The 25,977-nt window shown below is 60.8% G+C and carries 20 protein-coding genes and 1 pseudogene; 11 read left to right on the top strand and 10 right to left on the bottom strand.

Annotated elements, in window-relative coordinates; translation table 11 throughout:
- Positions 1-4: 4 nt before the first annotated feature.
- Positions 5-1,141 (top strand): annotated as a pseudogene (gene prpF / locus K1X80_RS25385) (2-methylaconitate cis-trans isomerase PrpF); the annotation flags it as partial.
- A 67-nt stretch (positions 1,142-1,208) separates the two neighbouring features.
- Positions 1,209-1,946, top strand: coding sequence for a transporter substrate-binding domain-containing protein (locus tag K1X80_RS25380; RefSeq protein WP_220172555.1), 738 nt, complete (start codon positions 1,209-1,211; stop codon positions 1,944-1,946).
- Between the two features lie 435 nt (positions 1,947-2,381).
- Here K1X80_RS25380 and K1X80_RS25375 read toward each other — a convergent pair whose 3' ends face one another.
- Positions 2,382-2,993 carry a TetR/AcrR family transcriptional regulator gene (locus tag K1X80_RS25375; RefSeq protein ID WP_029292295.1) on the bottom strand — a complete coding sequence of 204 codons (612 nt, stop codon included), beginning with the start codon at positions 2,991-2,993 and terminating at the stop codon, positions 2,382-2,384.
- A 116-nt stretch (positions 2,994-3,109) separates the two neighbouring features.
- On the opposite strand from K1X80_RS25375, the gene K1X80_RS25370 reads away from it, so the two are divergent.
- The 7 genes from K1X80_RS25370 (at position 3,110) to K1X80_RS25340 (ending at position 12,421) form a co-directional block, all read left to right on the top strand.
- Positions 3,110-4,888 carry an ABC transporter ATP-binding protein gene (locus K1X80_RS25370; RefSeq protein ID WP_198799905.1) on the top strand — a complete coding sequence of 593 codons (1,779 nt, stop codon included), beginning with the start codon at positions 3,110-3,112 and terminating at the stop codon, positions 4,886-4,888.
- Positions 4,882-6,609 carry an ABC transporter ATP-binding protein gene (locus tag K1X80_RS25365; protein ID WP_220172554.1) on the top strand — a complete coding sequence of 576 codons (1,728 nt, stop codon included), beginning with the start codon at positions 4,882-4,884 and terminating at the stop codon, positions 6,607-6,609. Before K1X80_RS25370 ends, K1X80_RS25365 begins: the two co-directional genes overlap by 7 nt.
- Positions 6,609-7,541, top strand: a complete 933-nt coding sequence (locus tag K1X80_RS25360) for an ABC transporter permease (protein ID WP_169989771.1) — start codon at positions 6,609-6,611, stop codon at positions 7,539-7,541. The genes K1X80_RS25365 and K1X80_RS25360 overlap by 1 nt, the downstream gene beginning before the upstream one ends.
- A complete protein-coding gene (locus K1X80_RS25355) occupies positions 7,538-8,470 on the top strand; it encodes an iron chelate uptake ABC transporter family permease subunit (RefSeq protein WP_220172553.1) in 933 nt (310 codons plus the stop codon). Before K1X80_RS25360 ends, K1X80_RS25355 begins: the two co-directional genes overlap by 4 nt.
- Entirely contained in the window at positions 8,467-9,231 is a 765-nt protein-coding gene (locus K1X80_RS25350) for an ABC transporter ATP-binding protein (protein WP_220172552.1), read from the top strand. The genes K1X80_RS25355 and K1X80_RS25350 overlap by 4 nt, the downstream gene beginning before the upstream one ends.
- 8 nt (positions 9,232-9,239) lie before the next feature.
- Positions 9,240-10,172 (top strand): siderophore ABC transporter substrate-binding protein, encoded by a 933-nt coding sequence (locus K1X80_RS25345; protein WP_220172551.1) that lies wholly within the window; start codon positions 9,240-9,242, stop codon positions 10,170-10,172.
- 65 nt (positions 10,173-10,237) lie between these two features.
- Positions 10,238-12,421 carry a TonB-dependent receptor gene (locus tag K1X80_RS25340; protein WP_408980316.1) on the top strand — a complete coding sequence of 728 codons (2,184 nt, stop codon included), beginning with the start codon at positions 10,238-10,240 and terminating at the stop codon, positions 12,419-12,421.
- Between the two features lie 443 nt (positions 12,422-12,864).
- Here the strand turns inward: K1X80_RS25340 and K1X80_RS25335 are convergent, their stop codons facing one another.
- The 9 genes from K1X80_RS25335 to K1X80_RS25295 form a co-directional block, all read right to left on the bottom strand.
- A complete protein-coding gene (locus K1X80_RS25335) occupies positions 12,865-13,623 on the bottom strand; it encodes an XRE family transcriptional regulator (RefSeq protein ID WP_128593451.1) in 759 nt (252 codons plus the stop codon).
- Between the two features lie 224 nt (positions 13,624-13,847).
- Positions 13,848-14,375 carry an inorganic diphosphatase gene (gene ppa / locus K1X80_RS25330; RefSeq protein ID WP_003176323.1) on the bottom strand — a complete coding sequence of 176 codons (528 nt, stop codon included), beginning with the start codon at positions 14,373-14,375 and terminating at the stop codon, positions 13,848-13,850.
- Positions 14,376-14,486: 111 nt separating this feature from the next.
- Positions 14,487-15,299: a zinc-dependent peptidase gene (locus K1X80_RS25325; RefSeq protein ID WP_057438989.1), complete on the bottom strand. Its 813-nt coding sequence runs from the start codon at positions 15,297-15,299 to the stop codon at positions 14,487-14,489.
- 6 nt (positions 15,300-15,305) lie between these two features.
- The gene (locus K1X80_RS25320; RefSeq protein ID WP_038443607.1) at positions 15,306-15,962 is read right to left on the bottom strand and encodes a DedA family protein; all 657 of its coding nucleotides are present in this window, start codon (positions 15,960-15,962) and stop codon (positions 15,306-15,308) included.
- A gap of 299 nt (positions 15,963-16,261) precedes the next feature.
- The gene (locus tag K1X80_RS25315; RefSeq protein ID WP_057438990.1) at positions 16,262-16,720 is read right to left on the bottom strand and encodes an N-acetyltransferase; all 459 of its coding nucleotides are present in this window, start codon (positions 16,718-16,720) and stop codon (positions 16,262-16,264) included.
- Between the two features lie 105 nt (positions 16,721-16,825).
- Positions 16,826-17,665: an ethanolamine ammonia-lyase subunit EutC gene (gene eutC / locus K1X80_RS25310; RefSeq protein ID WP_057438991.1), complete on the bottom strand. Its 840-nt coding sequence runs from the start codon at positions 17,663-17,665 to the stop codon at positions 16,826-16,828.
- Positions 17,662-19,056, bottom strand: a complete 1,395-nt coding sequence (locus K1X80_RS25305; protein WP_220172550.1) for an ethanolamine ammonia-lyase subunit EutB — start codon at positions 19,054-19,056, stop codon at positions 17,662-17,664. The genes eutC and K1X80_RS25305 overlap by 4 nt, the downstream gene beginning before the upstream one ends.
- 51 nt (positions 19,057-19,107) lie before the next feature.
- A complete protein-coding gene (gene eat / locus K1X80_RS25300) occupies positions 19,108-20,541 on the bottom strand; it encodes an ethanolamine permease (RefSeq protein ID WP_057438992.1) in 1,434 nt (477 codons plus the stop codon).
- Positions 20,542-20,684: 143 nt separating this feature from the next.
- Positions 20,685-22,205, bottom strand: coding sequence for an aldehyde dehydrogenase family protein (locus K1X80_RS25295; RefSeq protein WP_057438993.1), 1,521 nt, complete (start codon positions 22,203-22,205; stop codon positions 20,685-20,687).
- 291 nt (positions 22,206-22,496) lie between these two features.
- Here K1X80_RS25295 and K1X80_RS25290 point away from each other — a divergent pair, with 291 nt between their 5' ends.
- Together K1X80_RS25290 and K1X80_RS25285 are read left to right on the top strand one after the other, a co-directional pair.
- Entirely contained in the window at positions 22,497-24,410 is a 1,914-nt protein-coding gene (locus tag K1X80_RS25290; protein WP_220172549.1) for a sigma-54-dependent Fis family transcriptional regulator, read from the top strand.
- Positions 24,411-24,812: 402 nt separating this feature from the next.
- Positions 24,813-25,934, top strand: a complete 1,122-nt coding sequence (locus K1X80_RS25285; protein WP_169959815.1) for a hypothetical protein — start codon at positions 24,813-24,815, stop codon at positions 25,932-25,934.
- The last annotated feature ends 43 nt before the right edge of the window (positions 25,935-25,977 follow it).

Genomic DNA, 25,977 nt, shown 5'->3' with positions numbered 1-25,977 from the left:
TAGAATGACCCAAAGACGTATTCCTGCCGTTTACATGCGTGGTGGCTCGAGCAAGGGCGTTTTCTTTCTTGAGGAGCACCTGCCGCCCGCAGGTGCTGAGCGGGATGCCATCCTTCTGCGGGTGATCGGCAGCCCCGATGTGTATGGCAAGCAGATAGATGGCATGGGCGGCGCCACTTCCAGTACTAGTAAGGTGGTGATCATCGGTCAATCCAGGCGTGACGACTGTGATGTCGACTATCTGTTTGGTGCACCCGCCATCGAGACGGCGGTCATCGACTGGTCTGGTAACTGTGGAAATCTGAGTGCGGCGGTTGGCCCCTACGCGATATCCCAAGGTCTCGTCGAGGCACCGCTTGATGGCATGGCCGTTGTTCGTATCTGGCAGGCCAACATCCAGAAAAGAATCATTGCTTATGTTCCGATGCGCGACGGCGAAGTCCAGGAAGAGGGCGACTTCATGCTCGACGGCGTGGCATTTCCGGCAGCGGAAGTCGTTCTGGAGTTTCTCAACCCCGGTGGTGCAGACGGCAGCCTTCTTCCAACGGGGAATGCCGTCGACGAACTGCAAGTACCTGGCCTCGGTAAACTTGCAGTGACATTGCTGAATGCCGGCAACCCGACAATCTTTATAGGCGCGCAGCAGGTGGGCTTGAAGGGAACCGAGACACAAGACCAGGTCAACGGTGATACGCAGTTACTTGCCCGGCTGGAGACCATTCGCGCGCATTGCACTGTAGCCATGGGCTTGGCCGAGAGTGCTGACGAAGCAACACGGTGGCGTCCTCATACGCCGAAGCTTTGTCTGGTTGCCAGGCCGCAACCCTACAAAGCCGCCGGGGGTAAGCAGGTTGAGCCTGAGGACATCGATGTGATTGCGCGAATACTTTCAATGGGCAAGCTTCACCATGCGATCACTGGCACAGGAGCGGTTGCCGTGGCAGTTGCCGCAGCGCTTGATGGCACCTTGGTCAATCGCATCGTCGGCAATATCGGCGATCACCAGGTGCGCATGGGGCATACCGCCGGCAGCGTCGCGGTCGGCGCGAAAACCGTCCTGGAAGATGGCGCCTGGGTGGTTGAAAAAGCAGTAATGAGCCGGAGTGCACGCCGACTGATGGAAGGCTGGGTATGCCTCCCCGAACTCCTTGTTGACCCTATGCATCGACGTGCTCAGCCATGTTCCATGGCGGCTAAGGCGAGCAACCATGAACGTTGATATGGCTGCAGTACGAAATGATTTAGCGCCAAGTGGTGAACTGCGAGTGGCGATCAACTTGGGTAATCCCGTTTTGGCCCAGCGCGATGCGGTCACTGGCCGATTGGGAGGCGTCTCGGTTGCACTCGCGAACGAGTTGGCGAAGGAGTTGGGGATTGCAGTCAACCTGATGCCATACGACGCGGCTGGGAAAGTGTTCGCGGCCTTGGAGGAGGGGATTTGGGATTTGGCGTTTCTGGCTATCGAGCCTGTACGAGCGCAAAAGATCTGCTTCTCCAGTCCCTATGTGAGCATCGATGGCACCTACCTCGTTCATGCAGCAAGCCCTTTCGAACGTGCATCTGATTTGGATATGCAAGGCCACAGAATTTCTGTCGGCCGAGGTGCTGCGTATGACCTGTACCTGTCACGCACGCTGCAACATGCTGAGCTTGTTCGAGCGGACACCTCTGCAAGTGCCGTCGACCTCTTTTTACAGCAGGGGCTGGAAGCAGCGGCCGGGGTCAGACAGCCTTTGGAGCGGTTTGCAAACTCAACCACAGGGGTCAGGGTACTGAAAGACAACTTCACGGAAATTCGCCAGGCGATGGCTGTTCCGAAGGCACGCAGAATTGCGGCTGAATACATCGAAGACTTCATCTGCCGTCTCGTGAGGCGTGGTTTTGTGGCCAAGTTGTTAGCTGACAGTGGGCAAGGCGATGTACGTGTTGTGGTGCCGACTATTTGAACTGTGGCTAGTTAGCGAGGGCATCTTTGTTGGCGCCAAGGGGGTGGGCAAATCGAGGTTTGGGGGGAGGCTGAATGTCTCGGAGGAGGGGATAGGTACGCGCTTCTCGGTGCGGCGACACCGACGCAATCACTGCGTTTGCAACGCGAAGCTTCGCGCAAACTCATCCGCTCAACGCAAGTACTTCGTTCCGAACAGGACTTGATGTGGCCGCAAACACTGGATGAACATGTCGAACTGTTTATCCAGCATTTCCCGTGTATGTGCATGCAGATCTGCTTTTTCTTGTCCCAGGCAAGGAGCCCGGACGCCAAGTCGAAAGAATTTATCGCGCAACTACGTAGTTTTCTGATCTGGACGGCCTCAGAAACCGGTTAAGTCCAGATTGGAACGATTACATCCTATCGGCCTGCCCAAGGCAGGCCTTGGCAACGCTCAGGCAACGCCCTCCACCAATACCAACGCCCCCACCACCAACGCCTCCATCCCCCGCGCCAACTCCACCTCCATCTCCGCTTCTTCCGTATCCCGCGCCGTTTCCACCACTGGCTCCCGCTGCGTCACCGTATACACCGTATCCGCCACCGCCATGCAGTGAAACGCCACCGTCGCCAGTAGCCACCGCGCCTGTTCCTTGCTCACCCCAAACCCCTGCGCAATCAACGCTTGGTGCCCATCAATCTTGGCCAGCATCGGCGCGGTCGCTGCCGCGCGGCGGATCACGTAGGGAGTCAGCCCGGGGTGGGTTTTGACGAACTCGCGTACCGAGGTGGCGAACACGATCAGGTAGTCCTTCAACCCACCGTCGGCCTCGCCGCAGTCCTGGGGGATCTGCCAGCGGGTGAAGATTTCTTCAGCAACCATGGCCTTGAGCGCTTCGAGGTTGGCCACGTGTTTGTACAGCGCCATATGGCTGACCCCCAACGCCGCCGCCAGGCCGACGAAGGTGATGTTGGGCAGGCCCATCTCGATGCCGGCGTCGACGATGCGCTCGCGGGTGATGCTCGGCGGGCGGCCGCGGGTGGCGGTTTTTTTTGCGGGTTCCATGGGTATTCCTTAATCACTGAACACAAGGTTGTAGCTGTCTTGTCGGCTTTGCGCAAATTAGTTTATAGTCATGCAACTAAATATGATTCTGATTCTCAAACGGACTTTTTCTGTCAATGGACTCTCCTGAAGCGGCTTCGGCCAACCCTCAAGTCGCAGGCACGCTTAGCCGGATTCTGACGCCTATCCGTGGGCGTCTGTGTGTCGCCGCAGGGCTTGCCGCTGTCGGCGGCATGCTGACGCTGGTGCCGCTGGCGGCCATCGCCCATATCGCCGCACGTGTCCTCGGTGCTGGCGGTCAGCTGTCGAGCGAAGTGTGGTGGGTTGTTGGCCTTAGTGCTTTAAGCCTTTTCGCGGGGATGGCATTGATTTTTACCGCTGAGCTACTCGCCCACCTGGCCGACAATCGCCTCACTCACCATTTACGCCGCGCGATCACCCAGCGCCTGAGTCGTGTGCCGCTGGGTTGGTTCAGCAGCCGAGCATCGGGCGAAGTGAAACGGGCGATGCAGGACGATATCAATACGCTGCACAGCCTCACCGCGCATTTCTACACCACCGCCGGGCGCGCGGGCGGAGCGGTGTTGGTGTCGATGGTTTACCTGTTTGCGATGGACTGGCGTTTGGCGCTGGTGTCGCTGTTGCCGTTTGCCGGGTATTTCCTGTTTTTCTCGCGGGCCATGCGCGCCAGCGGCGCGAGTATGCAGGAATTTGTCAGCGGGATGGCTCGCATCGACAACGCGGTGGTGGAGTTCGTCAACGGCATTCCGGTGGTCAAGGCTTTCGGCGCCAGTGGCAAAGCGCACGGGGCTTATCGCAGCGCCATCGACACCTTTGCCACGACCTTTATCGACTTCACCCGCCCGCTGGTGGCGTCGATGGCGAATGCCAACGCGATGATCGCGCCGGTCACTGTGCTCGGCGTAGTGCTGGCAGCGGGCACGCTGTTTGTTAGCCTGGGTTGGATCGCGCCAGTGGACGTGCTGCCCTTCGTATTGGTGGCGCCGGGTCTGAGCGCGCCGTTGCTGCTGTTGCACTACATCACCCACGATTTGAACAACGCCACCGGCGCTGCGCAGCGCGTGCAGGGGTTGCTGGACACGCCGACGCTGACGCAATCGGCCGTGCAGTTGCCGAGCGGCAACGCAATCTGCTTTGAGCAGGTCGGCTATGCCTATGAGCGCGACCACGCGGTGTTGAGGGACATCAACTTCACCCTGCAACCGGGCACCACCACGGCCATCGTCGGCCTGTCCGGCGCCGGCAAGTCAACGCTGGCGCGCCTGCTGCTGCGGTTTTTCGATCCCAGCAGTGGGCGCATCACTTTGGGCGGTGCGGACCTGCGCCATATCGATACGCCGCTGTTGTACCAGCGCATCGGTTTTGTGCTGCAAGAGGTGCGCCTGATCAACGCCAGCGTGCGCGACAACATCGCCCTCGGCCGACCGTCCGCCACCGCGCAACAGATCGAAGACGCCGCCCGCGCGGCGAATATCCACGAGCGCATTCTGCGCCTGCCGCGTGGTTACGACTCGGTGATCGGCGAGGACGCCCAGCTCTCCGGCGGCGAGCAACAGCGCCTCAGTATCGCCCGTGCAGTGCTGCTGGACCCGCCAGTGCTGGTGCTCGACGAGGCCACCGCCGCTGCCGATGCCGACAACGAAGTGGCGATCCAGGAAGCACTGTCACGCTTCGCCCAGGGCCGCACATTGTTGGTCATCGCCCATCGGCTCGACACGGTGATGCACGCCGATCAGATCCTCGTGATCCACGACGGCACCCTGCACGAGCAGGGCCGTCACGCCGACCTGCTGGCCCATGGCGGGCTCTACGCGCGGTTATGGCAACTGGGCGATTACGCCCGCAGCGAATCACAGGTGGTGCAACCATGCTGAAGACTTTTGTGCGCCTGCTCGGTGAAGACGCGCCCACGCTGCGCCGCTATGCCGTGATGGCGGTGTTCTACGGCCTGCTCAGCGGGCTGACCCTGATCACGCTGGTGCCGCTGATCAGCCACCTGTTGGCCGGTGATGCGCTGGAGGCAGGGCGTTGGTTGGTTGCGCTGCTGTCCGGCGTGACCGCTTGCGCGCTGTGGCGTCGCACCCTCGACAAAGCCGGTGTAGCCGTCGGCGTGGCGGTGCTGCAAGGTGCGCGACAACGCGTCGGCGATCACGTGGCGCGCCTGCCGGTGGGCTGGTTCAGCGCGCAAAACAGTGCGCGGCTCGGCCATCTGATCACCCAGGGCATGATGGCGCTGGCGCAGTTGCCGGCGCATGTGTTCACCCCGGTGATCAGCGGCGCGGTGACGCCGTTGGTGCTGGTTGCCGCGCTGTTTGCCTTGCACTGGCCCTTGGGTGTTTTGGCGTTGCTGGCGCTACCGGTGTTGGTGGGCGTGATGCTGCTCACCGCGCGCCTGGGCCACAGTGCCGACAACACCTATCAGCAGAACTTCGCCCAGACCAGCCAGCGCATGGTCGAGTTCGCGCAGGCCCAGTCGGTGTTGCGCGCGTTCAATGGTAGCGGCGGCGCCACGCGTTTGCTGGACCAGGCCATCGACCAGCAACGCCAGTCCGGCCAGCGTTTGATCTATCGCTCCTCATTGTCGGCGGTGTTCAATGCCTGGGCGGTGCAAGGGATCTTCTGCGCGTTACTGGTGGCGGTCGCGCTGTGGTGCGACGCCCTGGATGCCCACGAAGCCATCGCCGCCTGCGTGGCCTTGGTGCTGGTGTGTCGTTATATCGAACCGCTGCTGGAAGTGGCCAGTTATGGCGAGATCCTGCGCAGAGCCAACGCCCAGCTCGATGAGGTGCACAGCATTCTTGCCGAGCAGCCGTTACCGGTCGCCGCGCAAGCGAAAATGCCCATGGATAGTTCGGTGGAATTGCGCAACGTCAGTTTTCGTTATGCCCCCGACGAACCCCAGGTGCTGCGCGGGGTGAGCCTGCGTATCGAGCCGGGCAGCATGACCGCGCTGATCGGCGCGTCGGGCTCGGGAAAGACCACGTTGGTGCGGCTGCTGGCGCGCTTCTTCGATGCGAACCGGGGCCAGGTGTTGATCGGTGGCGTGGAGGTGCGCGAGATGTCCGAAGCGGTGCTGGCCGCGCAGATCAGCCAGATTTTCCAGGACACCTACCTGTTCCAGGGCAGCATTGCCGACAACATCCGCCTCGGTAAACCGGGCGCCAGCCTGGCCGAGATTGCGGCGGTGGCGCAGCAAGCCGGCGTGGCCGAGATCATTGCGCGTTTGCCCCAGGGCCTGCACACGCCGGTGGGCGAGGGCGGGGCGCGGTTGTCAGGGGGCGAGCGCCAACGTATCTCCATTGCCCGTGCGTTGCTCAAGGACGCGCCGATCCTGCTGGTGGACGAAGCCACCGCCGCCCTCGACACCTACAACCAAGCCGCCATCGCCGATGCGCTGGCCAGGTTGCGCGGGCGCTGCACGTTGATTGTTATCGCGCATCAGTTGTCGACGGTGGCCATGGCCGATCAGATTCTAGTGCTGGATGACGGCGAGATTGTCGAGCAGGGCACGCCAGCGATCCTGGCGGCCAGCGCTGGGCGGTACGCGCAGTTTCTCGCCCAGCGCCGGGCGGCCCGTGGTTGGCGGATTGCATGATGCGTCTAGTGGGCTGCGGCGTGTTGCTGGTGCTGTGCGGCGTGTCGCTGCTGGTTGGCGCCCGCGAGATCGACCTGTTGGCAATCGACGGCGACGCGTGGCTGACGCTGACGGCCAGCCGCTTGCCGCGCTTGGCCGCGCTGGTGCTGACCGGCGTGGGCTTGGCGGTGTGCGGGGTGATCTTGCAGCACATCCTGCGCAACAAGTTCGTGGAGCCGGGGACCACCGGCGGCCTGGACGCGGCCAAGCTTGGCATCCTCGTCTCGCTGGGCGTGGCGCCGGCCGCCAGCGCCGGCGTGCGCATGCTGTTTGCGCTGCTGTGTTGCTTCGCGGCGAGCCTAGTGTTCCTGGCGATCATCCGGCGCCTGCGTTTTCACCATACCTTGCTGGTGCCGGTGATTGGCCTGATGTACGGCGGTGTGCTCAGCGCCATTTCCGAGTTTTATGCGTACCGCCACAACATCCTGCAAAGCATGCAGGGCTGGCTGCTGGGGGATTTTTCCAAGGTGGTGCAGGGCAACTACGAGATCATTTATCTGATCCTGCCCATCGTCGCGCTGGCGTACCTGTATGCGCAGCGTTTTACCGTGATGGGCATGGGCGAGGGCATGGCCACCAGCCTGGGCCTGAACTACGCGGCCACGGCGGCGCTGGGCCTGTTGCTGGTGGCCGTGACCGTGGCGGCGACGGTGATCACCATCGGTTCGATCCCCTTTGTCGGCCTGATGATTCCCAATTTGGTGGCCTTGTATTACGGCGAAAACCTCAGCCGCACTCTGCCCATCGTCGCCCTCGGCGGTGCCGCGTTGCTGCTGGCCTGCGACATTCTCGGGCGCCTGCTGATCTTCCCGTTCGAAGTGCCGATTGGCCTCACCGCGGGCATCGTGGGTGGCGGGTTGTTCCTCGCGTTGATCGTCTGGAGGCAGCGATGAAGCGGCTGTGGGCCTTGGTATTCGCCCTGGCGTTGGGCTTTGTGCTGTTCCGTTCGGGACTGGATTTTGACTACGTGATCCCCAAGCGGCTCGCGCGGTTGGCGGCGATGTGTATCGGCGGGGTGTGCGTGGCGTGGTCGTCGATCATTTTCCAGACCCTCACCGGCAACCGCATCCTCACGCCGGCGATCATGGGTTATGAAGCGGTGTACCTGTTGTTCCAGGCGTTGTTGGTGTTGTTGTTGGGCACCGCCAGCCTGATGCTGCTGGGCAGCCAGGGCAACTTTGTGCTGTCGGTGCTGCTGATGCTCGGCTACTCCTGGGCGCTGCAACGCTGGTTACTGCGCGAGGGCAACAGCAACGTGTACTTCCTGTTGCTGCTGGGCCTGGTGTTGAGCCTGGTGATCGGCACGGTCACGCAGTTTGTGCAGTTGAAGATCAGCCCCGGCGAGTTCTCGATCCTGCAAGACTTCAGCCAGGCCTCGTTCAACCGCGTGCAGCCGCAGCAACTGCTGTTCTCGGGGTTGTTGGTGGCGGCGCTGTGCGTGGGCTTTGCACGCACGTTGCCGACCCTCGATGTGCTCGCCCTGGGCCGCGACCAAGCCATGTCGCTGGGGGTGGATTACCCGCGTGTGGTGCGCCTGCAACTGGCATTGGTCGCGGCGTTGGTGGCGATCTCCACTGGGCTGCTGGGGCCCACGGCGTTCATGGGGGTGCTCGTGGCCAACACCACCTATGCGTTGGCGCGCACGTTCCGCCATCGGGTTACGTTGCCCATGGGCAGCACGATTGCCATCGCGATTTTTATCACGGCGCAACTGCTGGTCGAACACGTCTTCAACTACAAGACCACCGTCAGCATTCTTGTGAACCTGCTGTGCGGCACGTATTTCCTGGCGCTGATGCTGCGCACCCGAGGCACCCGATGATCACTGTGCACAACCTCCACAAAACCTACGGAACCCAGACCGTGCTGGCTGGCGTCAACGCGAACTTTGCCGCTGGGCGCCTGACCTCGCTGATTGGCCCCAATGGCGCCGGCAAGACCACGCTGTTGATGATGATCGCGAGGCTGATGGCACCGAGCGGCGGCGACATTCGCCTGGATGGCCGCCAGGTCGGCGATATCCCGCTGCGCGACTACGCCAAGCGCGTGGCCACCTTGCGCCAGGCGCCGGATTTCAACCTGCGCCTGACCGTCGAGGAACTGGTGGCCTTCGGGCGCTTCCCTTACAGCCGTGGCGCGCTGACCGGCGAAGATCACCGCGTGATCGATGACGCGCTGAGCTTTCTCGCGCTGCAACCCCTGCGCCGCGCCTACCTCGACGAGCTCAGCGGCGGCCAGCGGCAAATGGCGTTCCTGGCCATGACCATCGCTCAGCAAACCGACTGCCTGCTGCTAGACGAGCCGTTGAACAACCTCGATATCAAACACGCCGTGCACATCATGCGTGCGCTGCGCCGGCTGTGTGACGAGCAGGGCCGTACGGTGATCCTGGTGGTGCACGACATCAACTTCGCCGCCCATTACTCCGACCACATCCTCGCGATGAAAGGCGGTGCCGTGCATTGCGCCGGCAGCGTGGCCGAGGTGGTCAACGAAACCCGCCTGGGCGAACTGTACGAACTCGACTTCGAGATCACCCACGGCGCCCGTGGCTGCCTGTGTAACTACTTCAACCCCGCATGAGAACTCCCATGAACCGGACACACACAGCCTGGGCCTGCGCCCTGTTACTGGCCGCGCTTGGCGCAGGGCCGGCTTCGGCCGCCGCCCCGATCAGCGTGACCCACGCGTTGGGCAGCACACTGATCCAGCCGCCCGTACGGCGCGTGGTGGCCCTGGACATGAACGAAGTGGATTTTCTCGACCAACTGGGCGTACCGGTGGCCGGTATGCCCAAGGACTTCGTGCCGCAGTTCCTGCAACGCTACAAGAACGACGCGGCGGTGGTGGACACCGGCGCCATCGTCCAGCCGAACCTGGAGCGGGTGCACGCGGCCAAGCCGGACCTGATCCTGATCACCTCGCTGCAGGCCCCGCACTACGGCGAACTCAGCGAGATCGCGCCCACCGTGCATTTCGACGTGGATTACCGCGACAGCCAGAAGCGCCATATCGAAGTAATCAAGCAGCACCTGCTGACCCTCGGGCAGATCTTCGCCAAGCCGGCCCTGGCACAACAACAGGTTGCCGCCCTCGACGCCAAGGTTGCAGAAGCGAAACGCATCACCGCCGACCGCCCCGAACGCGCCCTGGTGGTGCTGCATAACAACGGCGCGTTCAGCTCGTTTGGCGTGCAATCGCGCTACGGCTTTGTGTTCACCGAGCTGGGCGTGAAACCGGCCAGCCCGACCGCCGAGGCCGGCTTGCATGGCCAGCCGATTTCCAGTGAATTCATCCAGCAGGCCAACCCGGACATTCTCTACGTAGTTGATCGCACGGCCGTCATGGAGCATCGCCCGTTGCTGAATGCGCAAACCCTGGGCAACCCGTTGTTGCGCCAGACCAAGGCCTGGAAAACCGGGCGCGTGGTGTTTGTCGATGCCGATGCCTGGTACGTCATGGCGGCCAGCCCTAGCTCGATCAAGCAAGTGATCGCCGATGTGATCCAGGGCTATCAACCCTGATTCCAGGCGTTAACCCCGCTTCAAGCTGCCAATACTAAAAAACATTCCACCTTACGGAGCCTTCCATGACTCACCGTACACGTACCCCTGTGCCCGCTCGTCCGGGCTTTACCTCCATGGCCTTGCTCGGCCTGGCAATCAGCAGCGCCCCCGCGTTCGCCGAAGAACTCGCGCAAGCCGAAGAAAACCGCGTGTCCACCTTGCCGGCGATTCGCGTCGAGGGTGAAATGCCGGCCGCTGACTTGCCGCTGAGCTACGCCGGTGACCAGGTGGCGTATGGCAGCCGGCTCGGCCTGCTGGGCAACAAGGACTTTATGGAAACGCCGTTCAGCACCATCAGCTACACAGAAAAGTTCATTGCCGACCGCCAGGCCCAGACCGTCACCGATGTGATCGCCGCGACCGACCCTGCGGTGTTCAGCAATGGCCTGAAGGGCACCTACAGCGAGAACTATTCGATCCGTGGTTTTGCCACCAGCATCAGCGACGTGACCATCGACGGCCTGTTTGGCGTGGCGCCGTACTACCGCATTTCGCCGGAGATGTACGAGCGCATCGAAGTGTTGAAAGGCCCGTCGGCGCTGCTCAACGGCATGCCGCCAGGCGGTTCGGTGGGAGGCATGGTCAACCTGGTGCCCAAGCGTGCCGGTGCTGAGCCGCTGACGCGCTTTACCACCACCTACATGTCCGAGGCGCAGTTTGGCGGCCACCTCGACGTAGGCCGTCGCTTTGGCGATGAGCAGCAATTTGGCGTGCGCTTCAACGGTGTGTACCGCGATGGCGACACAGCGACCGAGCAGCAACAGCAGAAAGCGCAGTTGAATTCGTTGGGCCTGGATTGGCGCGGTGAGCGGGCGCGGCTGTCGGCCGACCTCTACAACAGCGAAGACCGCGTGCGTGGGCAAAACCGTGGGATCAGCCTGGCGGCGAATGTGGCCGTGCCCAAGCCACCGAAGTCGGACACTTTGCTCAACCCGGACTGGGCGTTTGTCGATACCAAGGATCAGGGCGCGATTGTGCGCGGCGAATTCGACCTGACTGAGCAACTGTTGGCCTATGCGGCGTTCGGCGCCAGCGAGACCCACTACCGCTACAGCGGCGCGATGTCGGCCCAGGTGATCAACAATGCGGGGGGTTTGAAGACCAGCATGGGCCAACTGAAGATGGACATTGAGAAAACCTCGGGCGAGGCGGGGCTCAAGGGCAAATGGCAGACCGGGCCGATCGGACACCAGTGGGTGGTCAATGCCACGCGGTATGCTGACAAGCAAAAGGACTATGGCCGGCGTTGGGTGCCCGGTGCGGATTGGCTGACCAATATCTATCACCCGACCTGGGGGCCGGAGGCGCCGCGCAGCTTTGCGCCGGTGGCACACACCGAATCCACGCTGACCAGCTACGGCGTGGCGGACACCTTGTCGGTCCTTGACGACAAGGTGCAACTGACCCTTGGCGTGCGCCGCCAGAACGTGGTCACGGACACCTTCAATACCACCACCGGCGCGCGTAACAAGCCCGGCTATGACGAAAGCGCAACAACACCCGCCGCAGCCGTGGTGGTCAAGCTCACGGAACAGGTTTCGGTGTATGCCAACTACATCGAGGGCCTGAGCAAAGGCGCGATGGCGCCGATGACGGCAGCTAACTACGGCGACGTTTTTGCCCCGTACAAATCCAAGCAGAAGGAAATCGGCCTCAAGCTCGACCTGGGCACGTTCACCCACACCCTCAGCCTGTATCAGATCGAGCGCCCGGGCAGCTCGACCGATCCGGTGACCAACGTGTTCTCCTTTGGTGGCGAACAGCGCAACCGAGGCATCGAGTGGGGCTTCTTCGGCTCGCCCATCGACGACGTCCGCCTGATGGGCGGCGTTGCCCATGTTGATCCGAAGATCACCAAATCGCCAGGCGGCGATGACGAAGGCAAGACGGCCACCGGGTTGCCCAAGCTGCAAGGCAAGCTCGGCGCGGAATGGGACACGCCACTGGTGCCGGGCCTGACCCTGACCGCCAACGCGACGGCGGTTTCCCAGCAATACATCAGTGATGACAACTCGCAGTCGATCCCCGGCTACACCATTTTCGACCTGGGCTCGCGGTATGCAATGCAGGTCGCCGGGCGACCGGTGACCCTGCGTGGCACGGTGACCAACGTCACTGACAAGGCGTACTGGGGCATGCCGCTGACGTCCAGCCTGGGCCTGGGCGCGCCGCGCACGTACGAGTTGTCGGCGACCGTGGATTTTTGATGCTTTAGCAAGAGTAAAACTTCAACCTGTGGCGAGGGAGCAAACTCCCTCGCCACACAGCTATTCAGAATGCGACTCTTTTTCCCCCCATTTGTCCCCCCCGCTTCATCGTCGGATGAGGTCAAATGGCGTTGAACGCCATTGGACAGGGACGAACCTGAAACGCCCGTTATAGCTAAGTTATCGGCAGGACTCTCGGATGGAATAGGTTTATTTCGGACAATTAAAAAGCCGGCTTGTGGCCGGCTTCTCGGGGACTGGTTAAGTCTATTTTTGGTAAACCTCACCAGCCTTCAATCGTTCACTCAAGCGCTCGCCCAAGTGATAGAGGGGGGCATCAGCGGGAACTCCTCCGCATCGCCGGGTAGGGTGTGCTGGCTTCACGCCAACCCCTGCCAAATGTGCCGCGCATGATACTCACATTCCCCGCAGTTTCCCAGCGTCTAGTCTGATTTAGAGCCGTCGTAGCCTGTCAAGTGTTCGTCCAGCGGGACCGGTGGGCGGCGGTTGTTGAGGGTGGACCACCAGAATACCCAGCCCAGGATGTGTACGTTTTGCTCGAAGCGCTGGTCGTAGGTCAGGAATTCGTCGGGGTGTTCGCTGTTGTTGTGGCTGCGCATGCGCAGGCCGCCGCCGGGGCGGTTGTAGAGGTATTTGATGCGTAGCATGCCGTGGTGTTCGAGGGCGTAGATTTCGCCGTCGATGATTTGGGTGCGGCCGCGGTCGATGGCGAGGATGGCGCCATCCTGGATGATGTCGATCATGCTGTTGCCGACCATGTAGGCCCCCAGGGCGCGGTCGGCGGTGACGTTGAGTTGTTCCAGGGTGCGCAGGGAGAGGCGCAGGCTTTCCTGGGAGTTGAATGAGGCGTGGAGGGGGATCTCCACGTCGATCTTTTCCGGGCCGCTATTGGGGCCGCAGAGGTAATGGCCGCAGTCTTCACGGGCGGTAGCGCTGTTTCCGTGGTTGGGGCCTTCCAGCTGGAGGTTGGTCGGCGGGTGTTTAGGGCCTTCGCCGGTACGTAGCCAGCGGCTGGTGACACACAGCAGTTCTGCTATTTCGTCGAGCCGGGCCAAGGGCACGCCGCGCTTGAACCAGTTGTTCACATGCTGGGGCGTGACGTCGCGATTCTTGGCGAAGTCGGATGCGGAAAGATGAACTTCCCGAAGTAACATTCTTAAGCGATCACCTGATGTATTCATAAACGCAGAGTTTACTGTCCGGAAAACAAGATCAAATAAACCATGCGTTGAGTTGGTGTATGTAGGTGTTTCCTTATTGCAAGTAAAATCTTGGCTAGATTCTGTCTAGTTAAACGTTAGTTGTTGTTTTGTTTATTTAATTGAACTTGTTGTTTATTTTTTCCCACAAAAAAGCCCCGAGTGATCGGGGCTTTTTTAGATTGCCGTGGCAATGAGTAGCGGTATCAGCCTTTGTAGGCAGCTACCGACTTCATGATCTCGGCACGGGCGGCGTCTGCGTTGCCCCAACCGTCGATCTTCACCCATTTGCCTTTTTCGAGGTCTTTGTAGTTCTCGAAGAAGTGCTTGATCTGCTCCAGCAACAGCGGCGGCAGGTCGGTGTATTCCTTCACATCGACGTACAGTTGGGACAGCTTGTCGTGTGGCACTGCGATGACTTTGGCATCGCCGCCGCCGTCGTCGGTCATGTTCAGGATGCCAACCGGGCGGGCGCGGATGACCGAGCCTGGGGTGACCGGGTAAGGGGTCACGACCAGCACGTCGAGGGGGTCGCCGTCGTCAGCCAGGGTGTTGGGGATAAAACCGTAGTTGGCCGGGTAGAACATCGGGGTGGCCATGAAACGGTCAACGAACAGGCAGTCGCTGTCTTTGTCGATTTCGTACTTGATCGGCGCATGGTTGGCCGGAATCTCGATGGCGACGTAGATGTCGTTCGGCAGGTCTTTGCCAGCCGGAATCTTGCTATAGCTCATTGGGCGTTGCCCCCGTAGTTGGCCAAGTAAATTGGCCGGATTGGCCTAAAAGTGGCGGCGATTATAGGCATATTCCTGCGCCGATGCCACGCGCCAGACGTCGTACGGTACTTAGCCTTCAGTCTGATAGCGCGGGTCGCTGGCTTGCAGATGTTTCAGGCGTGCCAGTGGATCCTGGCGGTAAAACTGGCTCAGTTGCCCGTAGACCTGTGGATAACTGTCCACCAGCAAATCCGGGGCGCTGAAAAAATATTCGCTGGTGACCGCAAAAAACTCTGCCGGGTTTTCCGCGGCATACGGGTCGATGGCGGTTTCGGCGTCGGGGTTGTGGTCGAGCTGGCGGTTGAGGTCATCAAACGCGCTCTGCATCACGCTGGCCCACTCCTGGACGCGCATGTCGCTGTGCAGCGGCGGCAGGCCGTTGGCGTCGCCATTGAGCATGTCGAGCTTATGCGCCAGTTCGTGGATCACCAGGTTGTAGCCTTCCCAATTGCCGCTGGCCAGTACGCCCGGCCAGGCGAGGATCACCGGGCCTTGCTGCCAGGCTTCGCCGCTGTGCTCGCCATCCCATTCATGTTCCACGCCGCTGGCGTCGCGATGGCGCTGGGGGCTGCGAAAGTCATCGGGGTAGAGAATGATTTCATGGAAGCCCTGGTACCACTCCAACTCGCCCAGGTTCATCAGCGGCAGTTGGGCCTGGGCGGCGAGCAGTAGGCGTTGTTCCTGGTGCAGATCGACGCCGGGCAGGGCAGTCAGGTGTTTTTCGGCGAGGAACAGCACGCTGGCCTCACGTAACCATTGGTCCTGTTCGGCGCTGATGCCGTCGAGGAAGGTCAGGTGATGGCGCACCCGTTGCCACGTTTCATCGGCAACCGGGTGCTTGGCCAGGAGGCGCCGGCGACGCCAGGCGCTGAGGGACCACATGGCCGATCAGTGCGGCTTGGCTTCGGAGGAGGTGCGGCCAAAGCGGCTGCGGGCCACGCCAATGATCATTGGCACCAGCGACAGCAGGATGATGAACACCACCAGCAGCGACAGGTTTTTCTTGATGAACGGTACGTTACCGAAGAAGTAGCCGAGGGTGACCAGGCCACCGACCCAGAGGATGGTGCCCAGCACGCTGAAGCCGAAAAAGCGCGGATACGGCATTTTGGCGACACCGGCGACGAACGGCGCGAAGGTGCGCAGGATCGGCAGGAAGCGCGCCAGGGTCACGGTTTTGCCGCCGTGCTTGTCGTAGAAGTCGTGGGTCTTTTGCAGGTAGTCGCGGCGGAAGATTTTCGAATTGGGGTTGCTGAACAAGCGTTCCCCGGCGGTGCGGCCGATCACATAGTTGGTGCTGTCACCGAGGATCGCCGCCAGCATCAGCAGGCCGCCCAGCAGGACCGGGTCCATGCCGCCACCGGCAGCGACGGCGCCCGCAATAAACAGCAGGGAATCGCCGGGCAGGAACGGCATGACCACCAGGCCGGTTTCGCAAAAAATCACCAGGAACAGGATGGCGTAGATCCACGGACCGTAATTGGTTACCAGCAAGTCGAGGTACACGTCGAGATGCAGGATAAGGTCGAGCGGGTTGAAATCCATGGATGGCACCTGTGTGAATGGCCCGACTCAGCGGGCCTGTGCGGAGGCTTCGGGCAATAAGGCTACGTGTGTATGCCGTTTTTCCTACAACCCTAAAACGTCGGCATTATACGGACTGAGTGATGAAAAGCGTGCTGGTTTTGTAGCGGGGGATGTCGCGGCTATTCTGGCTAGCACTGATCCAAATGTGGGAGCGGGCTTGCTCGCGATAACGGTGGGTCAGTTAAAAATACATCAACTGAACCACCGCTATCGCGAGCAAGCCCGCACACATTTTTTGGGTGTTTGGGCGAATGGCTTCAGTCTTCGCTGATCGGCAATGTGTAGTTCTTGAACTCGGTATCTTCGCGAAAGCCCATGGACTCATAGGTCTTCTGCGCCACCGCGTTATTACTGCTGGTGGACACGCGCAAACGCACGGCATTGGTTTCCTTGGCCATTTTTTTCGCGGCGCGCATCAGGTTGTCGGCCACCAGTTGGCGGCGGGCGTCCTCGGCGACGTAGATGTCATTGAGGATCCACACCCGTTTCAACGACAGCGAAGAAAAGCTCGGATACAGCTGGCAGAAGCCCAGCAGCTTGCTGTCGTCGTCATCCGGCAGCGCCAGGTAGATCACCGACTCCTTGCGCCGCAGACGCTTCTCCAGAAACGCCCGGGAGGAGTCCGGAAAGGGCAGCGCGCCATAGAACTCGCGGTATTTGACGAATAATGGGGTCAACAGGTCCAGGTGTTCCAGAGTCGCTTGAGTAATCCGCATGCTAGGCCTCAACTTCTATAGGAATACAACGGCAAACGGTCCATTACTCGGGCGCCCGCTGCTTGATGCTGCCTAAAGCGGTGAAAAATCGCAATCGTGCCGGCATCAGTCCTTGGTTGGGCTGAGCAGGAAATTGCCTTTCATCAGGTCCGGATCATCCGATTCCAGGGTCTGAACCTGCGCCTCATCCTTGAGATTGACCCCCGACAACTGCCGCCGACAGGCCTCGCGCATCAGGTACAGCAGGCGGTGCGCGGCCATGCCGTAGCTCAGACCCTCCAGGCGCACATTGGAAATACAGTTGCGGTAGGCGTCGGTCAGGCCGACCTTGGGGTTATAGGTGAAGTACAGCCCCAGGCTGTCCGGCGAGCTGAGCCCTGGCCGCTCGCCGATCAGGATCACCACCATTTTTGCCCCGAGTAACTGGCCGATCTCATCGGCCACCGCCACCCGGCCTTGTTCCACCAGGATCACCGGCGACAAGGACCAGCCTTCAGCGTGGGTCTGTTCTTCCATGCGTGTCAGAAACGGCACGGTGTGTTTATGCACCGCCAGCGCCGATAAACCATCGGCCACTACCACCGCCAGGTCCACACCGCCCGGGTTGGCCTGGGCGTAGTCGCGCAGGGTCTGGGCCGACTCATCGCTCAGGCGCCGTCCCAGGTCCGGGCGTTGCAGGTAGCTGTGGCGGTCGGGCGCGGCGCTGTGCAGCAACAGGCTATCGCGGCCGCGCTCGGCCATCTGGCTGCTCAGGCCGGTATGGTCAAACGGTAGGTGTACCGCGTCGCGGGCCTGGGCATGGGCGAACTGGAAGTCCAGTTGCGCGCCGGTGGGAATACTGGTGCCGGTGCGGCCCAGGGCGATTCGCGCCGGGGTCAGGCGCCGCAGCTCCAGCCAGGGGTTATCGCTTTCAGGTGTGTCGATTTGCACTGGAGGTTCCTTCATCCCAATTGCGCCAAGGCGTGGCGGAAGGCTGGTGGCAGGTTGTTACCAAACCGCACCTTGCCATCGGCTTGCGTGAAGATGCCCATTTTCGCCAGCCACTGCTCAAACTCCGGCGCGGGCTTTAAACCCAGGGTTTGCCTGGCGTAGAGCGCGTCGTGGAAGGATGTGGTCTGGTAGTTGAGCATGATGTCGTCGGAACCCGGGATGCCCATGATGAAATTGATTCCGGCTACGCCCAGCAAGGTCAGCAGGGTGTCCATATCGTCCTGGTCGGCTTCGGCATGGTTGGTGTAGCAGATGTCGCAACCCATGGGCACGCCGAGCAGCTTGCCGCAGAAATGGTCTTCGAGGCCGGCGCGGATGATTTGCTTGCCGTTGTACAGGTACTCGGGGCCGATAAAACCGACCACCGTGTTGACCAAAAATGGCTTGAAGTGCCGCGCCACAGCATAGGCACGGGTTTCGCAGGTTTGTTGATCAATCCCGAAATGCGCGTTGGCCGACAGGGCGCTGCCCTGGCCCGTCTCGAAATACATCAGGTTTTGCCCCAGAGTCCCGCGATTCAGGCTCAGGCCTGCGTCGTAGCCTTCCTGCAGCACATTCAGGTTGATCCCGAAGCTGGCGTTGGCCGCCTCGGTGCCGGCGATCGACTGGAACACCAGGTCCAGCGGTACGCCGCGGTTGATCGCTTCGATGGAGGTGGTGACGTGGGTCAGCACACAGGCCTGGGTCGGGATCTCGTAGCGCTGGATGATCGCGTCGAGCATTTCCAGCATGGCGCAAATCGAGGCGATGCTGTCGGTGGCCGGGTTGATGCCGATCATGGCGTCGCCGTTGCCGTACAGCAGTCCATCGAGGATGCTCGCGGCGATGCCCGCCGGTTCATCCGTCGGATGGTTAGGTTGCAGGCGCGTGGACAAGCGCCCGCGCAGGCCCATGGTGCCGCGAAACTGGGTGACGACGCGGATCTTCTGCGCCACCAGCACCAGGTCCTGCACACGCATGATCTTCGACACGGCGGCGGCCATTTCCGGGGTCAACCCCGGCGCCAGTGCACGCAGGCTGTGTTCGTCGGCCGCGTCACTGAGTAGCCAGTCCCGCAGCCCGCCGACGGTCAGGTGGTTGACCACGGCAAAGGCCTGCTGGTCGTGGGTGTCGATGATCAGCCGGGTGACTTCGTCGCTTTCGTAGGGGATCAGCGCCTCTTCCAGGAAGTGCTTCAACGGGATATTGGCCAGGGCCATTTGCGCCGCCACACGTTCGCCGTCGTTCTGTGCGGCGACGCCGGCGAGAAAATCCCCGGAGCGGGCGGGACTGGCCTTGGCCATCACGTCCTTGAGGCTGTCGAAACGGTAGGTCAATGCACCGACCGAGTGGGAAAAACTTGCCATACAGACTCTCCATGACGACGCGGGCGGTGGCCCGCGCCGTGGTTTACGGCGTTAGTGCAAGGCGGCCTCTGCGGCCTGGATCGCCGCGAACTCTTCTTCCGGCGTGCCTGCTACCAAGTGATGCCGACTGTAGAAAGCGAAGTAAGCAATTAATACTCCATAGATGATCGCCGCGCCAATCACCACGCGCGGATCCACCAGGAAGCCCGCCACCACGGCGATGCAGGCCAGTATCAGGGCCAGGCCCGAGGTGAAGATGCCGCCCGGCGTGCGGTATGGGCGCTCCATTTTGGGGCGACGGATGCGCAGGGTGATGTGCGCGGCCATCATCAGCACGTAGGAAATGGTCGCGCCAAACACCGCCACCAGGATCAGCAGGTCGCCCTGGCCGGTCAGCGACAGGCCAAAACCGATGATCCCGGGAATGACCAGGGCCAGCACCGGTGCCTTGCTTTTATTGGTTTGCGACAGTTTGCGCGGCAGGTAGCCAGCGCGGGACAGGGCGAAAATCTGCCGGGAGTAGGCATAGATGATCGAGAAGAAGCTCGCGATCAGTCCGGCCAGGCCCACCAGGTTGACGAAGCTGCCCATCCAGGTCGAGCCACCGTAGGCCAGGGCCAGGGATTCCACCAACGGGTTGCCGGACTTGATCAGCGCCAGGGTGCCGGCGCCGCCGGGGGCAATCACCAGGATCAGCAGGGCAAAGCTGGTGAGCACCACAATCGCGCCGATCAGGCCGCGGGGCAGGTCGCGCTTGGGGTTCTTGGTTTCTTCGGCAGCCAGGGGCACGCCTTCGACGGCGAGGAAGAACCAGATCGCATAAGGAATCGCGGCCCACACGCCGACATAGCCGAACGGCAGGAAACTGCTGGCGCCCTTGGCTTCGGTCACGGGAATGTCCAGCAGATTGGCGACGTTGAAGTGCGGCACCATCGCCACCAGGAACACGCCCAGGGCAATTGCGGCGACGGCGGTAATCACAAACATCAACTTCAGCGCTTCACCGACGCCAAAGATATGGATGCCGATAAAGATGATGTAGAACGCCAGGTAGATCATCCAGCCGCCAATGCCGAACAGTGATTCGCAATAGGCGCCGATAAACACCGCGATGGCGGCGGGGGCGATGGCGTATTCGATCAGGATCGCCGTGCCGGTGAGAAATCCTCCCCAGGGGCCGAAGGCGCTGCGGGCAAAACCATAGCCGCCACCGGCGGTAGGGATCATGGAGGACAGTTCGGCCAGGGAGAAACACATGCACAAGTACATGGTGGCCATCAGGAGTGTGGCGAGGAACATCCCGCCCCAGCCGCCTTGGGCCAGGCCGAAGTTCCAGCCGGCGTAGTCGCCGGAAATGACATAGGCAACGCCGAGGCCGACTAATAGCACCCAGCCGGCGGCGCCTTTTTTCAATTCTCGTTGTTGGAAGTATTCGGAGCCGACTTTTTCGAAGTCGACGGAGGATCCTGTCGGTTCGCTAGGCATGGGAAAGTACCTTGTTTTTATTGTTTTAACTCGGCGGATGTCTGCCGAATGCACGTCGCAACTATTGATGAAGATCCAAGTGTGGGAGCGAGCAAGCCCGCTCCCACATTTAATTGCATTTCAAGTGTGGGAGCGGGGGAGGGTTAGAAGAAACCCAGTGGGTTGATGTCGTAGCTCACCAGCAGGTTCTTGGTCTGCTGATAGTGATCCAGCATCATCTTGTGCGTCTCACGGCCCACACCGGACTTCTTGTAACCACCAAACGCGGCATGCGCCGGGTACAGGTGGTAGCAGTTGGTCCACACACGCCCGGCCTTGATCGCCCGGCCCATGCGGTAGGCGCGGTTGATGTCGCGGGTCCACAAGCCGGCACCCAGGCCAAACTCGGTGTCGTTGGCGATCGCCAGGGCTTCGGCTTCGTCCTTGAAGGTGGTGATGCTCACCACCGGGCCAAAGATTTCTTCCTGGAACACACGCATCTTGTTGGTGCCCTTGAGCAGGGTCGGCTGGATGTAATAGCCGGTTGCCAGGTCGCCGGTCAGTTTCTCCACTTTGCCGCCCGTCAGCAGCTCGGCGCCTTCGCCCTTGGCGATTTCCAGGTACGACAGGATCTTGTCGAACTGTTGCTCGGACGCCTGGGCACCCACCATGGTGTCGGTGTCCAGCGGGTCGCCACGCTTGATCGACTCGACCTTCTTCATCACCACCTTCATGAAGTCGTCGTAGATCGACTCTTCCACCAGCGCGCGGGAGGGGCAGGTGCACACTTCGCCCTGGTTGAAGAACGCCAGCACCAGGCCTTCGGCGGCCTTTTCGATAAATTGCGGTTCGGCTTTCATGATGTCGGCGAAGAAGATGTTCGGCGACTTGCCGCCCAGCTCAACGGTGGACGGAATAATGTTTTCGGCCGCGCAATGCATGATGTGCGAACCCACCGGCGTGGAGCCGGTAAAGGCGATCTTGGCGATGCGTTTGCTGGTCGCCAGGGCTTCGCCCGCTTCCTTGCCGAAACCGTGCACCACGTTCAGCACGCCCGGTGGCAGCAGGTCGCCGATCACTTCCATCAGCACGTTGATGCCCAGCGGGGTCTGCTCGGCAGGCTTGAGTACCACGCAGTTACCGGCGGCCAGTGCTGGCGCGAGTTTCCAGGCGGCCATCAGCAGTGGGAAGTTCCACGGGATGATCTGCCCGACCACACCCAAGGGCTCGTGGAAGTGATAGGCGGCGGTGTGTTCGTTGATCTCGGCGCTGCTGCCTTCCTGGGCACGGATGCAGCCGGCGAAGTAGCGGAAGTGGTCAGCGGCCAGGGGGATATCGGCGTTGAGGGTTTCGCGTACGGCCTTGCCGTTGTCCCAGGTTTCGGTAATGGCCAGCAGTTCGAGGTTCTGTTCGATGCGGTCGGCGATTTTCAGCAGCACCAGCGAGCGGTCCTGGGCCGAGGTCTTGCCCCAGGCATCAGCGGCGGCGTGGGCGGCGTCCAGTGCCTTGTCGATATCTTTGGCAGTGGAGCGTGGGAATTCGGCGATGGGCTTGCCGTTTACCGGCGAAGTATTGGTGAAGTAGTTGCCATCTATCGGGGCCACAAATTCGCCACCGATGTAGTTGCCGTACTTGGCCTTGAACGAAACGATAGCGCCTTCAGTACCGGGGTGTGCATAACGCATGGTGGGTATCTCCTGACTTCTTATGTTTATTGGAGTGCAGCGTGGCTGCGCTTGATAAAGCGTAGAGCAAAGGTCGGGCCAGTGCCCTGCAGGCCAGGTAAATCAAGGCTTTAGGGTTTGTTGCAAGGCGTTGCTGTGACAGCTTTGGGACAGTCGGGGTGACAGTTTGTGCCACCGGCGATACAACCTGTGACCCATGGGTCGCCCCGGGATTGCAATGCGCCAAGGCGTGGAGGATGCTGGGCGTCCCGGTCCGCGGTGTGTCCCACGCAACAGGAGAACAATAAGAAGATGCAAAACGATCATTTCAGCCGCCATGCCCGGCAAGTCCTGACGGTCACCCGTGGGCAAGACCCGCTGCACGGTCCCGGCAGCGATCCCTCGATTGCCCGTTCCTGGCTGCGCTGCCTGGAGGACTATCACCTCGACCCGGCACTGACCATTGCCCCCACGGTGCTGGAGCACGATCGCCTGCTGGAAAGCCGCGAGCGCCTGCAGCAGGTGCTGCACATCGCCGGCACTGAAATGAACAATTTGCATCAACAGCTTTCCGGCGCCGGGCACGCGGTGCTGTTGACCGATGCGCGTGGGGTGATCCTCAACTGCGTCACCGCGCCTAGCGAGCGCAAGGTGTTCGAGCATGCCGGCCTATGGCTCGGCGCTGACTGGAGCGAGGCCTGCGAAGGCACCAACGGCATCGGCACCTGCCTGGTGGAGCGCCAGGCCCTGACCATTCATCGCGATGAACACTTTCGTGGGCGCCACACCGGCCTGACCTGTTCCGCCAGCCCGGTATTCGACCCCCATGGCGACCTGCTGGCAGTGTTGGACGTGTCCTCGGCCCGCGAGGCGGTATCGCGTCAGAGCCAGTTCCATACCATGGCGCTGGTCAATCTGTCGGCGAAGATGATCGAGAGCTGCTACTTCCTGCGCCACTTTGAAAACCACTGGTTGCTGCGTTTCCACCTGCAGGCCGAATCCGTGGGCCTGTTCAGCGAAGGGCTGCTGGCGTTCGACGGTGAAGGGCGGATCTGTGCGCTCAACCAAAGCGCGCAGAACCTGCTGGGGCTGCCACGCGGGCGTTTGCTGGGCCTGCCGGTGGAGATGTTTTTCGACTGCCGCCTGGATGACTTGCTCGGCCGCGCCAGTGCCAACGCCAGCTCCAGTTGGCCCCTGCGCACCCGCGATGGGCGCAGCCTGTTCGCGGTGTTGCGCGGCGAGGCCCGGCGGGCGCCCGGCCCACGGGTTCCGGTGCCGGCCAAGGTCGAGCGGCCGCGCGTGCCGGGCATCTGCCTGGGCGATGAGGCGCTGCAGAATGACTTTCGCAAGGCCCTGCGGGTCTTTGAACGCGACGTGCCGCTGCTGATCAATGGCGAAACCGGCTCCGGCAAGGAGGCATTCGCCAAAGCCGTGCACCATGCCAGCCAGCGTGCCGACAAACCCTTCGTCGCCCTGAACTGCGCGGCCATCCCTGAGAGCCTGATCGAGAGCGAATTGTTCGGTTATCGCGGTGGCAGTTTCACCGGCTCCCGCAAGGAAGGCATGCGCGGCAAGCTGCAACAGGCCGATGGCGGTACCTTGTTCCTCGATGAAATCGGCGATATGCCGCTGGCGTTGCAGACCCGGTTGCTAAGAGTGTTGGAAGACCGGCTGGTGGTGCCCATTGGGGGTGAGCCGCAAGCGGTGGACGTGCGGGTGATCAGCGCGACGCACCGCAACTTGCAGGAACGTGTGCGTGACGCCAGTTTCCGCGAGGACTTGTATTACCGGCTCAATGGCCTGGAAATCGCCTTGCCGCCGTTGCGCGAGCGCACTGACAAGTCGCAGTTGCTGGACTTTCTTCTGGCGCAGGAAGCGCAGGGGCAGACAATCGTACTTGATGACGATGCGCGTCAGGCACTGTTGGACTTCTCGTGGCCGGGTAACGTGCGACAAATGCGCACGGTGTTGCGTACTTTGGCTGCACTCTGCGAGGGCGCACGGGTCGGGTTGAGCGATCTGCCTGCGATAATTGGCCGGGTGCCTGTCCAGGCGCGAACCGTCGTCAAGCAGCCGTTGGAAGATGCCGAGCGGCTGGCATTGCTGAACATGCTGGAGCAGCAGCGCTGGCATATGACCCTTGCTGCAGAGCAGTTGGGCATTAGCCGCAATACGCTGTACCGCAAGCTGCGCAAGCATGGAATTGCGTTGCGTTCTGCGGGCTGAGCGAGGGTAAAGACCGCTCCTGTGCTTTGACGTCTGTGCTGATCAATTCGCCCTCATGATCTCTGTTCAATGGGCATGGGTGTAATAGGGGTTAATATATTTGTTGTGAAGTTGTGTGTGTTTGCTAGCGTGCTGGTTGCGACTTGGCGGGGTGATTATTTAATGCATTTATTGTTTTTAAGTGTTGGCATGATTCGTCGGTGTGAAAAGTGTTGCGGTTGAGGTGTGACGCTATTGGTTGTAATGGTTCATTTAATTTGTGTGTTGTGTGGAACTGAAGTCTGCCTATCTCATACTCAAGTGGAAAGGATGGTTCATCGTTTATGATGCTTTGACACTAGGGATGAATAAAATTGATAGTAATCACGTCGTTGACGTGTTTTTTACTATATAGGTGGCAATATGAATATTTCAGGTTTTCCTGTTTCGGTTCCGTTGCACGTGAATGATCCCGTGGATGGCTTGCCCCGGCAACAGGCATCAGCCGTTACGAAAAGTGCGTCCTACTTTGATGAAACGGCGCAAACTCCGGACACCCAGGCGTCCAGCGAGGCGAACAGTACGGGTGAAAATTCGGGTGAAGGCGCCGTGCGAGTCAGGCGCGGGTTTGGATCCCCTCGCCTTCCTCGACCGTTTTCCAGCGCAGGATCAAAGGCCCTTAAAGTCCCCTCTAACGGGATCGCCGGTAAATTTGTACAGACAGCGTCAGTAAAGCCCAATGTGGCTCCCCGTCCGACTGCAGGGGCCTCGAACAGCAAGGGGATAGCTAACTTCAGGGACATTGTGTTCAAAACGCAGCACCCTGGCGCCTCACTGCCCGTTGGGCCCAAGCCCGTGGTTGCGCAACCCAAGACATTTGGCGATGTTGCCACCAATCTGATTGCGGCTGATCGCCTGGTCAAGGCCGGTGTGTTTAAAACCGATACACCTTTGAAAACTGTAGCTCGCGATGCTTTTGTGAATGCGTCCGTAAATGGCCTGGTTAGTACTCCGTTGAGTATTGGTACTTATGCCGGATCGGTTTGGAGCGGTGAAACCATCAAGGGTAGCTTTAGCGCCACTACCCCATTATTGCCCCCGGCCCACCAGCCGGCTCCGAGTCAGCAATCCAATGGCGTTACGCCAGCGGCAGGCGGTACAGGAGAGCAAGACGCCACAATGATTAAGTTGCGGTTGGATAATGCCGAGACAAAGTTGCTGTACGCGGTTAACACTATTCAACTGCTGGCTGAGGGAGGGGATGGTGAGGCTCTTACGAAAGATCCGAACTGGCCAACCGAGACAAATGCGCGTATCAAAAAACTTGAGGAGCTGTACAGCGCAGCAGAGAAAAATATGGAGCTGACGGCTGCGGAAAACGGTTTTATTTTCAAGCCGTATAAAGAAGAATCAGTGGTCGAGCCTAAAACTGTTACCAGTCGCCTGGATGTACTTGATAAAAGGAACGAGACAATCAATAACTTCATTGCAAGGATGGTTGCCATTCGGGAAGTGGAAACAAAAGGCAAGAAAGAGATAGTTTGATAGTGGTCTGTCTGCTTTTGGTTCGGTGGTTTGAGTTCGGTTG

This window comes from Pseudomonas sp. So3.2b, from assembly GCF_019464415.1.
Taxonomy (GTDB): domain Bacteria; phylum Pseudomonadota; class Gammaproteobacteria; order Pseudomonadales; family Pseudomonadaceae; genus Aquipseudomonas; species Aquipseudomonas shahriarae.
This window is presented reverse-complemented; position numbering and strand designations above follow the sequence as displayed.